Source organism: Pedobacter lusitanus (genome assembly GCF_040026395.1).
Taxonomy (GTDB): Bacteria; Bacteroidota; Bacteroidia; order Sphingobacteriales; family Sphingobacteriaceae; genus Pedobacter; species Pedobacter lusitanus.
In genome coordinates this window covers 386,719-399,276 of record NZ_CP157278.1, presented here as the reverse complement: position 1 = coordinate 399,276, position 12,558 = coordinate 386,719, and the positions used below count along the sequence as shown (strand labels likewise).

Genomic DNA, 12,558 nt, shown 5'->3' with positions numbered 1-12,558 from the left:
ACATAAACAAATAGTCTGCAACAATACTGGCATCTGGTTGATTAGAAATTATATATATTTAGCGCAGATTATGAAAAGAAAAATCAACCTGCTGCCCTTTGTACTTTTTGCTGCTTTTATTTTTTTATTGAACTGGTATGTACTTTCAGGGTTGCAAAGTCTGAGTTCTTCCGGCTTTGTTACTCCGGTATTCTGCTTATTTATTATAGCTGCCATTGGTTCTCTGTTTTTAGCCATCAGAAGAATGGATGCACACGGTATGGACTGGTTTTTCAAAATTTCAAGTCATTTACTCCTTACACTGTTTGCCGCTGAGGTCGTATTATCAGTTTTCCTGTTTATAGGTGATGTACCCAGAATATTTACCGGACACCCAAGAAACATCTATTGGGTAGAAGTGTCATTTCTGATGTTCCTGCTTACCGTATTCCTGTTTGTTTATGGAATGATCTTCGGAAAATACAATTACAGAGTTATTCATCACGTTTTATATTTTGATGATCTGCCAGAAAAATTTGAAGGTTTTAAACTGGCTCAGATTTCTGACGTCCATGCCGGTAGTTTTAATAATCCGACTGCAGTGCAAAGAGGTATCAGCCTGATCAATCAGCAAAAGGCAGATTTATTTGTGTTCACAGGTGATCTGGTAAATAATAAGGCTGAAGAGATAAAACCCTGGATCAGTTATTTTTCAAAAATCAAAGCTCCTTACGGACAGTTCTCTGTTTTAGGTAACCATGATTATGGCGATTATATTAAATGGAAAAATGATGCGGAGAAAACAGCCAATCTTGAACAGCTGAAAACTTACCACCAGGAACTGGGTTTCCATTTATTACTCGATACCCATGTGGAAATTAAAAAGGATGATCAGAAGATCATTTTGGCCGGTGTTGAAAACTGGGGACTGGGTTTTGGGGAAAGAGGTGACCTGAAGAAATCTTTAAATGGTACTGCTGACAATGACTTTAAGATTCTCTTATCACATGATCCAAGTCACTGGGAAGAACAGGTAAAAGTTTTCCGTAACAAAGTACATCTTACGCTTGCCGGCCATACCCATGGTATGCAGTTTGGTCTGGAAGCACTTGGTATCAAATGGAGCCCGGTCAAATACCGTTATGCACACTGGGCAGGTATAAAATCTGAAAACGGAAGAGTCCTAAATATTAACAGAGGTTTTGGTTTCATCGGTTTTTCAGGCAGAATTGGTATCTGGCCTGAAATCACAGTCATAGAACTCAGAAAAAACAAAGCGCATTCCTAAGCAGATAAAAATCTTTCTGTTCAACTATTTTAGTGATATATGACCCTGCCAGTCCGGCGCACAAACACCTAGCTTTAAACTAGTTACCAATGAAAATTAGTTTCGAAGGGAAAACCGAAACCCCTGAAAGCTTAGCATGATGTGCTATACTAGCACCATATGGAGGAAATTTCCCCGCAAGTATCCCTGCAGATTTGCAAGCAAAAATCACTAACGCACTAACTTCCTGTGTTGCACAACCCCAACCTTCACCACCGCTTCAGCTTGAAGTCCTGATGAAAAGTATCTAACAGTTAAGGGGAAAACCCGGGCTCCATAACATCGGCCTGAGCTGCTGATGAAAGATTAAATCAAAAAAAATGCCCCCTGTCAGTCAAACACTTTAAGGGGGCATTTCAGTTTACACAGCCGCTTTTGCGGGTTTGAATGTTATTTAATTTCGGTAGCGTAAATATAGATTTTGCTGTTTCTAACCGGCTGTCCTTTGATAGCCAGGTATTCACCTTTATTATCTCTTAAGGTTTTGATTACAAAAGGATCTTCTCCTTTAGCTGCCAGATCAAAAGCAATTTTCAATCTGTCAATATGAGTATCTGCATTAACTTTCCACTTTTTATCCTGATAAAGGAAATAAGCGAAAATTACACGGGTATCTCCTTTAATCTTACCATCCAGTCTTACAAAAATAGGATTGGCAGCTTTCAAAGGCTCAACCGCTTTTGAATAGAACTCACTAAAATCTTTAAATATCTGTTTTGCGTTATCGTTAGTCATCTTATTATTCTTTCTTATAATGTTATTAATGTGTGTGTTTTTTTATAAACCTGCGGGGTTTAAGCTTGTTCTTTTACGTTTCCGGTACGTTTTAAAACGCCCCATCCTTCCAGTTCACCTTTTAATGCTTTTCGTACTGATCTGAATAAAACCAGGTACATTAGCTGTCTCCAGTAAAAACGCTGCGGGATAATATAAATCAGTTTTTTATACGGCTCTTTTTCCATTCTGAATGCTATACCGGCAAAGAACAGATCCACCAGGATAAACAGGCAGTAGAAAAAGAATACCTGCCCGAATCCATTATCCAGGCTTAAAAGACTTCCCATGCCTTCCAGCGTAAGCGAATTCACGGAAGATAAAGAAAACAGTCCCGTAATGATGGAAAGAACCATAAAGAAATCGGCAAGGGGCGAAAATAAAGGCAGTATAATCTGATAAATCAGAATATTCGGCATCCCTACCATTCCAAAATAACCATACTTTTTATTTAAGAGCGTCTTTCTGTTTTTCCAGAAACTCTGCATCACACCGAAACTCCATCTCAAACGTTGTTTCAGCAGCATGTTTACCGTTTCCGGAGCCTCTGTATAAGCGATTGCTGTGTCACAGTTTCTTACAGTATAACCAGCTCTCAGGATACGCATGGTCAGATCACAATCTTCAGCCAGTGTATCAGTAGTAAAACCACCTACTTCCTGAATCACCTGTTTTCTGAACGCACCGATTGCTCCAGGTACAACGGTAATGGTATTGAGTATATCAAATGCTCTTCTGTCCATATTCTGAGCAGTGATATATTCAATAGACTGCCAGTTGGTAATCAGGTTAATCTTATTTCCAACTTTTACAGTACCGGCCACTGCAGCTATTTCATCATCGTAGAAATAGCGCATCAGTTCATAAATTGCGTCAGTTTTCAATTGGGTATCTGCATCGATACAGATCACAAAATCAGCCTCAGAACGGGCAATACCAAAATTTAAAGCAGATGCTTTACCGCCGTTGGGTTTAGTGTATATTTTGATATTGGGCAGATGACTGAAATGTTCATTGACCAGTTCTACCGTACGGTCAGCAGAACCATCATCTACAAAAATAAATTCTGTATTCCTGTAAGTAGTTTTCAGTAAGCTGTTTAAAGTTTGTACCACTGTTACTTCCTCATTATAGGCAGGAATAATAATACTTACCTTCATTTCCGGATCTTTCAGTAACAGCAAGGCATCTTTTTTACTGGCTCTTTTCTGTTTAACAGCCAGGATAGCTATAAAAATACTTCTTAGCATAGCCAGAATAATCGCCAGGATAAAAACGAAATTCAGAATTAAAGTTCCATAAGAAAATACATTCAGGAATAATGCATTACCTGAGGTGATAAAGCTGTTTCCGCCAGCACTTACCGGAGGCATCAGTTCTTCTTTTTTCTTACCAATCAGATTACCTATGGTTACGAATTCATAGCCCTTAGCTTTGAAATATTTAATAATTCTGGGTAAAGCCTCAACTGTTGCCGCACGATTACCGCCTGCATCATGTAAAAGCAGTACGTTTCCGTTATCCTGCTGTTTAACTACTGCATCAAAAATCTGGTCTGCAGTGATACCCGGCTGCCAGTCCTGAGGGTCAATGGACTCTCCTATATTGATATAGTTCTGCTCCCTGCTCTGTGCCACAGGTAAAATCTCTGCAGAAGTAGAAGGTTCAGCATCAGCATTAAACGGAGGTCTGAATAATATCGTACTATGTCCGGTAACTGATTCAATTAGTTTTCTGGTTGCATTCAGTTCAAAATTTACTCTCTCGGGCCCAACCTTTGACATATCCGGATGAAAAAAGGTATGGTTACCAATTTCATAACCCAGCTTGAATTCTTTTAACAGCAGTTCCATATTCTGCTCTGCCATGATACCAACGACAAAGAAACTACCCGGCACTTTTTCTTTTTGCAGAATATCTATGATCTGAGGCGTATAAATCGGATCAGGTCCATCATCAAAAGTCAGTACCATTTTTTTCTCCGCATGTCCATATCTGCGGATACTGTATTTGGTCGGCAAATCTACATAGGTCTGATTGGCAATGACAAAATTCTGCGTATCCAGAACAACATCAATTTTACCCTGTTTTGGAACTGAAACCAGATCCAGTACTTCACCTTCACCAGAATAATCAATCCTGTCATTTAAACCAATATGGGTCAGTCTCTTCAAATCCACACCACTTTTTCTTACCGAATCTATACTCAGATCTTTAGAGATGAAGGTCCATAATCTGGGGTCTTCTGCCCCCATCCGCCAGATGGCGATACCGGCCACGTCCCAGTCATCTGCCTTTCTGATCAGATTAAAGTTGGTTGCCGCATCCGTAAAAAACACCTGGTGATGCAGGCCTGATTCATCTGTATAGTTATAATTCAGGTTTGCTGAAACAGGATTATACTTAATCTTGCCGCCATATCTGTTTGCATTAGCAATAGCCTGCTGATAAGTTACATTTTTTCCTACATCCTTATCCGGCCAGTCATAACCATAACAGGCCAGCGCCAGAATAACCTTTTCAGAGGATATTTTTGCACAGATTTTATCCAGCTGCTCTTCTACCCATTGCTGATGGGAAACATCGCCGGCATTACTGCTTTCACTATGCTGATCATAAGCCATAATGAATACATAGTCATTATATTTTTCCAGTACAGGAAGGTTATAATCGTCATTTTCAGGAGATATATCCTGGGTAACAATCAAATTTTGTGCATGTAATTTTTCGTACAGATTTTTCTGAAATGCAGCTAGAGGTTCATCACTTTTCTCTTTGATTTCTTCAAAATCTATGTTCACACCGTGAAATCCGTATTTTTTCAGGGATTTAATCAGATTATCAATAAACCTGTTCTGCAAAGGTTTATTCTGCAATAATTTATGAATAGCGTTACCGTCAAAACGATCCACACTAAAATTGGAAACCATTGCAATAGCGACCTTTTTATGTTTACCGATTACCTTCATTGCATCTACATTGACCTGGTCGATCAGTGTGTCGGCTCCGTTCTTAATAAAGAAAGATTCAGTAACCACCATATCAAGATGTTTGATATTGTCTCTTAAATCGGTTAGCGACTGCGGATCCCAGTTTACATAAAAACCGGCATTGATCCTGGCCTTGTTATTCGGATGTTTAAGTCTGTTCAGTTTTTGATGCTCCTGTATCTGAAGCAGTTTCTTTTTGGAAATTCTAAAGTCTGAATAGGTTTTTGATTTCTTGATCTCCTCAATCTGTTTCTTGCTTAAAGTAGCTGTACTATTGATGATCGGTAAATTGGGATAATGGTTGGAAAGCAGTGTATAGGCAACACAGGCGGAAGCAATAATAAACACAATAAAGAGCATCCTGATTACCCACTGAAAAGTTATCCATCTGCTTTTCTTAGAGGTTTGAAAAATCTGTTTTTCGGGCATTTGCGGAATAAATAATAATTATTCAAGATTAAACTACGGCCTGTTTCTCCTAATCCAGAGGAAACATTGAAAAAGCGATAATTAAAAAGGTCCTGATAAGGCGCAAATATAAGGAGAATTTGACAAATAAACCGGAGATAATCGGGAGATTTGCAGAACCGGATATCAGCATGTCAGACACAGCAGAAAAAACTATTCAGCGTAAAATTATACATATTGATATGGATGCATTTTATGCTACCGTAGAACAGCGTGATTTTCCTGAATACAGAGGCAAACCTATAGTAGTCGGGGGCTCTCCTGATGGCCGTGGAGTGGTAGCAACTGCCAGTTATGAAGCCCGTGAATTTGGTATCCATTCTGCCATGTCTTCCCGCAAAGCGATACAATTATGTCCGCATGCCATATTTGTCTGGCCAAGATTTGATGCTTATAAGGCTGTATCATCCAGTATCAGAGAAATATTCCGTCGTTATACCGACCTGATAGAACCACTTTCACTGGATGAAGCATTTTTAGATGTAACTACGGATAAACTGAACATTGGTTCAGCTCTTGAAATAGCGAAACAGATTAAAGATGCCATACGAAATGAGCTCAATCTCTCTGCCTCTGCAGGTGTATCCAGCAATAAATTTGTAGCTAAAATTGCCTCAGATATGAATAAACCTGATGGACTAACCTTTATCGGGCCTTCTAAAATCAATGCCTTTATGGAGAAACTGCCGGTAGAAAAATTCTTCGGTGTAGGCAAAGTAACAGCAGATAAAATGAAGAAAATGGGTCTGTATACCGGTGCAGATCTCAAAAAATTATCGGAACAGGAACTGGTTCGCAAATTTGGTAAAACCGGTAAGTTCTATTATAAAATAGTCAGGGGGATTGATGACCGGCCGGTACAGCCTCACCGTTTAACCAAATCACTCAGTGTAGAGGATACATTTGGAAAAGACCTGGTGACTATGGATGAACTGGTGACGGAGCTCGAACAAATTGCAGAGAAGGTAGCAGAAAGACTGGAGAAAAACAGATTAAAGGGAAAAACACTTACGCTAAAGATCAGGTATGATGATTTTAAACAGCTTACCCGGAACCTGTCATTTCCCAGCCCGGTGGCAGATTACGCGTCAATTATTACAGCCGCCAGAGAATTATTGCTCAAAGTTGAAACCGAAGACCGGAAAATTCGTCTGCTCGGTATTACATTAAGTAATTTTGGCACTCAGCTCAATACTGGCAGGTTTGTTGACCCGGATCAGATGGAATTATTTTAAGCTCACAAATTGATATTATGGCACAGGTATTTATAGAAGAAAAAATATTTGACAAGATAGATTTCACCAGACAACCGCTCGAAAAAGGTGAATACGAATACTGCACTTTCAAAAACTGTGATTTCTCCAATGCTGATCTTTCTGGTTTCGTATTTCTGGAATGTGAATTTTCGGGCTGCAATTTAAGTCTGGCTAAACTCACTAAAACGGCATTAAGGGATGTTAAATTTAAGGACAGCAAAATGCTGGGTCTGTCTTTTGAAAACTGTAATGAGTTTGGACTGGGCTTCTCTTTTAATAACTGCCAGCTGGATCATTGTTCTTTTTACCAGATTAAACTCAAAAAGACCTCATTTAAAGATTCCAGAATTCATCAGGCTGATTTCACAGAAGCTGATTTAAGTTCTTCTGTTTTTGATAACTGCGACCTGAACAGAGCAACATTTGAAAATACCTTGCTGGAAAAAGCAGACCTGACAACTGCTTATAATTACACAATCAATCCGGAGTTAAACAGAATCAGAAAAGCAAAATTCTCCCTGGCCGGAATAGCCGGACTATTAGCTCAATACGACATTGAAATAAAACCCTGAAAATTAAGGAATAACCTCAAAAAGCATAAACTGATTCTGTTCTTTTTTATAGAAATTATTATCTGCTACAAACAGGATACTCTGGTGCCCATTGGGTAAAACGGGTCCTAATGTTGCGCCTTCAATATTATCAATATACACGCCCAGATCATCCATATTGAGCAGGAATTTCTTTTGGACAGCTTGACTGGCCGGATTATCCTTCAGAGATGGGTTTGCGATAATATTGGTTGCATCCTGCAAATCAGCTATAAAAACCTTAATATTTGTTCCATTTTGTCCTGCCGAATAAGAACGCTCGGTAACAAGCATCCGGTTATTGCCTAACCACAGGATATCCGGACTACCATTCATAGACTCATCCCCCGTTTTAAGAGGCGGCAGGGCTACAGGTTCCAGCTCATAAGCATACTGAGCTGTGTTCTTTTTAGTCTTCAGGTCAAACTGATAGATCCTTATAAAAGCTTTATTCCTGATTAACGCTGCGCGTGGCCCATCCTGGTATAAAGGTTCTTCCAGATTAACATACAGGGTTTTAAAATCATCAGCAAAAGTCAGTCCCTCTAAAACTCCGTTTCTTCTGGGGCCGCTTTCTGTACCGTGCATCCTCAGATTATCTGGTAATGGAATCGAATCTGTATATTTTCCATTGACCGAAACTATAGTAATGGTAGGATCAATCAGCGTGGTATCTCCATTTTTAATCAGCCGCTCTCCTTCACTGGTCCAGTATAACTGTTGGGTCAGCCCATTATAACGCATAGCTTCAGGATCTGTAGTATGGGTAGCATGAACCTTTAATTTAGGATAAGATGAGCCATCCTGCTGCTTTAATGTTTTTACATCTTTAAAAGTCACATCACTGATTCCTGATGCAGACAATGCTATTTTTGCCGTATAAAATCTGGCAGGATTTATCGTAGACCTGTCATCACAAATCAGATAATACAGCTGGCTGGCCGGGTCATAGTCTATTCCGGATAAGCCGCCTATGGTAGTTCCCCTAAACTGCTGATCATGAGGAAAAACATAAGTATTGATGTATTTAAGCTTACTTACCGTAGTCAGGGTCTGTTGTTTGACAATTGAATTTCTGTGTACAGCACAACCGCCAAGAGTAAGCGCAATAAAAAAAGTAAAAACTATCTGGAAATCAACAGTACGATTTAGCATATGATTCTGAACTGAACAAGGGGATAATAAATTAGCAGCCCTAATAAAAAACAGCGCAAATATACGGTATAAAAAAAAACCTGCATCACAAATCACAAAGCTGCAGGTTCTTTTATCAGATTGATTAGTCTTTATAGGTACCCACCTCTAAAAGTGACGCAAATTGCTCTCCGTCATAAGATGATTTCATATTTAATTTGAAATACTTGAATTTCTTAACGGACGGCAATTTAATGTCCTGAGGATTATTTGAATCTGTCAGGGTAAAATTACCCAGACTAGTCCAGGTCAAAGCATCATTACTGGTCAATATTTCAATTGCTTTTACCTTTCTGGAATTTCTTTGCCAAAAGGTGAATCTGTTAACATCAAGTATACTTCCCATATTAATAACCAGATAATGCGGATAACCCGGAGAACTTGCTGAATAGTTTGAATGCCATGACGAAAGAAGATCCCCATCAATAATATTTGCTGCTGCACCATTTTCGCTCGTTGTCTCCTGAGAACTGTAGGAAGAAATAGTCCAGTTAGATTTATTATATACAGGTTTATTGTTATAAGAAATAACAGGAGTATCGTTTTCAAATGCATAATTAAGAACCTGATCAGTTGTGCTTCCATTCTCGTGACTATAACGAATATAAAGTTCATATTTAGTATTCCCCTTGTCATAGAACTCACTTACAGGCATACTGATATAAAAACTGTCTAAACCAATCGGTTTGGTTGCAAATGTAACGGATGAATAACCACCGTCATCAGTAGCAATGTTTCTATGATAAAAACCAATATTTTTCACTGGGCTGGTTGAACTAAATTTACCTGCAACAATGATATTACCATTTTTATAATTAGCAGAAAATTTATTGATCTTTAGACCAGGAGATGTATACCAGTCTGATCTCGTTGTGTTACTAAAAACCTGACAGTTTGCAAGAATTGCAATATCTGCAGGAGCCAGATAAGTTGGTGCTTTGCCAAATGTCGAATTTCCAAAGCCCATCAAAGTAGTGCCGTATTGCGTGTTTTCTGACTTTTTCCCTCCATCATGTGGAAGATTAATTCCATGTCCAAGTTCATGGACAAATCCGCCTATCCATTTGGTAGAGAATTTATCTTCCGGCTTTCCGAGATTCAGTGTATCTAATCCGGTATAATCCAACGCGAAACACCAGCGGCCAATTCCATAAAAAGGCCCTCCGCTTGGATCACCATCGGCACCATAAGTATAGGTTGGAGTAATTACCAGAATATGATCACTACTCTTCTCTCCGGGATGCGCCGCATAGTAAGCATTAATTTCATCCATCATTTTTCCCGCGCCCCCCTCATATGGATACTGTGCTTTAGGAGCAGTTCCTCTGAGTAGTAACATTTTTAATTTCCCGGAAGCATCAACCGGAAGTCCCATAGATTGATTTGGATAGCCCCACTTAGTTAACCATTTTTTATAAAAATTCTGAGTATACGCCATTACACCATTAATTCTTTCCTTATAACCAGGCACTGTGTCCAGATCAGTAGGTACAAAATATACAACATTCAAATTGTATATTCCGCTATACAATCCTTTAACTGCAGTTCCATTGGTATGTGTTTGTCCGGAATGACCATCTCCAGGTTCCTGAACAACTCTTTTGCAGCTTATAATTACGATAAGTGACCCTATCAGTAAAATTATACTTAATAGTTTTTTTTTCATATTGGTTTTTCTTTTAGTTATGTAGATGATTTGTTTTTCATTCTTTTTGCATATCCAACATATTGATAATATCTTTTCTGCGTCTTTCTGGAAAGACATGGAAATCTTTTAATACTCCATCTTTATAAGTCCCTTCTATGATTGTATTTTTGAAAGCATGCAGCTTAAAAGTAACATCCCATTTTTCTGGCCACGCCGGGAAAAGATAAATCGAATCTCCTTCGCAATACATCAGCATTTCCTGCATAGTATTCATCATATTTCCCACACCATCATAATCTGGTTTCCAATCATGAGGACTATCCATATAACCTTTAAAACGAAATCCTTTTAATTGGGCAGCACTTCTGGCAGTAATATCTTTTGCGGCTTCTTCAGCAAGTCCCAATCGTGCGGCAAATATGCCGGTCTGGTACCAGCACACCCGGCCTGGGTTAGGCATTTTATAAAAAGCTCTTTCAACCTCACCTTTATTTGCTTTATTAAATCCATAGATTCTGAATGGATAAAGACAATACAGATCAGGAGCCTCATAATTTGTTCTCTTGTTTTTATACGACTCTGCATTGTCAACTATCCATTGATGATCAGCATCTTTTTTTCTCGGAACCGGAGGCAATTGTAAAAGCAATTTCTTCCAGTTATCACGATCTGCTATTGTAGTCAGTTCTGGTGGTAAAGTCAGTAGTTCATTAATTACATAGTGCAGTCCCGCTACCGAAGGCATATCATTAAGTACATTACTCCAGTAAGTTTCCAGTGCATGTGTTGGTTCTATACGAAGTTTTCCGTCTGTACCAGGCTTAAACCTTGTCTGGTAAAATTCCAATGACTTACGGGCCCACAACAATGCTTTTTCCTGAAGGAATTTTTTGTCCTGCGTATAATGGTAATAATCCAGCATCATTACTGTCAATTCCAGATTCTGCTGCCAGATATTTCTGGTATTTTCTTCTGAATACTCCTTTTCACCAAAGCCAAAATCCCCCATACCAGGCAATCCAAAGGTTGTAAAACACTCCTGTATATAAACTCCTGAAGCATTATAGTATTTTTTCGCCCTTGCTTCAAACACGGGAATTCGTTCTATAAAGAAGTTGAAGAAAGCCTTAGTCATGTCCGCATTGCCCTGTGCAAGCTGAGGCTGATAAAGAAAACGAAGATTTTGCCACCAGTAATTTGCACCATAAAAGCGATAATCAGCAGAATACCCCTTTTCCCTTACATCTGTAGCATAAAAAGCATATCTAGGGTCTACATTAAAAATACCTCCCTGAAATCTTGCCGGAAAATCATTACGCATCTGACAGGCGAGCTGATATTTCGATAAAATATAAGTTTGTGTTAAAACAGATGCAGAATCTTTCTGGTCAATATAAATCCAGCTGCGTTTCCAAAATTCATCCCACCATTTCTGAGAGTGCTGAAATGCTTTAACGGGTGAGGCTGCTCTTTTAACAATTGTCGTAATTGAATTTTCCCATTGCCCGGACGATGGTGTCTGCTCAGTAAAACCAACCAGTCTGATATTAATCTTTTTTGTATTATTTGCTGATTGCAATACTGTATCAGCCTTTGAGATCATATCATCGCCCCAGATATAACCACCAAAAGTGTTATCTTTCAGTGGATCGTTTACTGAATCCTTATAAGATTCGAGTCCCTGATATTTAAGATGAACCGGTACACAGCTATAGGCATTCTGATGATACCATACAATCGCATTTTGTTTTTTCAACACGTGATCAGCAGACTCCCAGGTGGCCACATCTTTGGGAGCCCCCTCCCGATATACCCAGGTAGAAGCTAGTTCCTCCTGATTAAGCTGATGTTTTTCTTTTCTCCAGTTTTCGAGAGTTACTTTAATCTTTATCAGTTTCTGAGAGGTTCCATTAATATGCATTACCGGTGCATCAGGATCCATAAAAATTCTGATAGCAATCTGTTCGCCCTGTTTGCCTCCCGTTATAAGGATACTTCCTGTCTTAAGATCTAATTCCTGCCGGAAAGGTTTTTTCTTAAACCCTTCAGTACCCAGCGAAATCCTTATCCGACCCAATTTCAATAACCGCTGGAGCTCAGAATGAGCATCATTGCGTGATAAATAAAGGAGCAAATCGCCATTTTTTTCTGTCCAGATATTACTTCCCAGACTCCCATTACCCAAAGGCATATTACCCGCTTCATTATCTGAAGCGGTAGTCCATAAAACATTGTAATCTTCTATCTTATCCTGCGCTATACCAAACTGCCAGCAGAAGATCAGTAAAATGAGTAGTACATATATTCTATTTTTTATTTTCATAAGTATTAA

Annotated in this window: 8 protein-coding genes; 3 read left to right on the top strand and 5 right to left on the bottom strand. The window is 38.9% G+C overall.

The genetic code is table 11. From position 1 onward, the window contains the following. Positions 1 to 70: 70 nt before the first annotated feature. Positions 71 to 1,267 carry a metallophosphoesterase gene (locus PL_RS01795; protein WP_041887301.1) on the top strand — a complete coding sequence of 399 codons (1,197 nt, stop codon included), beginning with the start codon at positions 71 to 73 and terminating at the stop codon, positions 1,265 to 1,267. A 429-nt stretch (positions 1,268 to 1,696) separates the two neighbouring features. Here the strand turns inward: PL_RS01795 and PL_RS01790 are convergent, their stop codons facing one another. Then, positions 1,697 to 2,041: a hypothetical protein gene (locus tag PL_RS01790; RefSeq protein WP_041887300.1), complete on the bottom strand. Its 345-nt coding sequence runs from the start codon at positions 2,039 to 2,041 to the stop codon at positions 1,697 to 1,699. A gap of 59 nt (positions 2,042 to 2,100) precedes the next feature. Continuing rightward, positions 2,101 to 5,499, bottom strand: coding sequence for a glycosyltransferase (locus PL_RS01785; protein ID WP_041887299.1), 3,399 nt, complete (start codon positions 5,497 to 5,499; stop codon positions 2,101 to 2,103). A gap of 170 nt (positions 5,500 to 5,669) precedes the next feature. Between PL_RS01785 and dinB the strand changes: the two genes are divergently transcribed. Together dinB and PL_RS01775 are read left to right on the top strand one after the other, a co-directional pair. Continuing rightward, a complete protein-coding gene (dinB, locus tag PL_RS01780; protein ID WP_041887298.1) occupies positions 5,670 to 6,773 on the top strand; it encodes a DNA polymerase IV in 1,104 nt (367 codons plus the stop codon). A gap of 17 nt (positions 6,774 to 6,790) precedes the next feature. After that, complete coding sequence (locus PL_RS01775; RefSeq protein ID WP_041887297.1) at positions 6,791 to 7,366, top strand: pentapeptide repeat-containing protein; 576 nt, start codon at positions 6,791 to 6,793, stop codon at positions 7,364 to 7,366. 3 nt (positions 7,367 to 7,369) lie between these two features. Here the strand turns inward: PL_RS01775 and PL_RS01770 are convergent, their stop codons facing one another. The 3 genes from PL_RS01770 to PL_RS01760 all read right to left on the bottom strand — a co-directional run bounded on the left by PL_RS01770 (position 7,370) and on the right by PL_RS01760 (position 12,549). Beyond that, positions 7,370 to 8,539 (bottom strand): esterase-like activity of phytase family protein, encoded by a 1,170-nt coding sequence (locus tag PL_RS01770; RefSeq protein ID WP_348620859.1) that lies wholly within the window; start codon positions 8,537 to 8,539, stop codon positions 7,370 to 7,372. Positions 8,540 to 8,663: 124 nt separating this feature from the next. Beyond that, positions 8,664 to 10,244 carry a discoidin domain-containing protein gene (locus PL_RS01765; protein ID WP_052496529.1) on the bottom strand — a complete coding sequence of 527 codons (1,581 nt, stop codon included), beginning with the start codon at positions 10,242 to 10,244 and terminating at the stop codon, positions 8,664 to 8,666. Between the two features lie 37 nt (positions 10,245 to 10,281). Further along, positions 10,282 to 12,549 carry a DUF5703 domain-containing protein gene (locus PL_RS01760; RefSeq protein ID WP_041885481.1) on the bottom strand — a complete coding sequence of 756 codons (2,268 nt, stop codon included), beginning with the start codon at positions 12,547 to 12,549 and terminating at the stop codon, positions 10,282 to 10,284. Between the last annotated feature and the right edge of the window lie 9 nt (positions 12,550 to 12,558).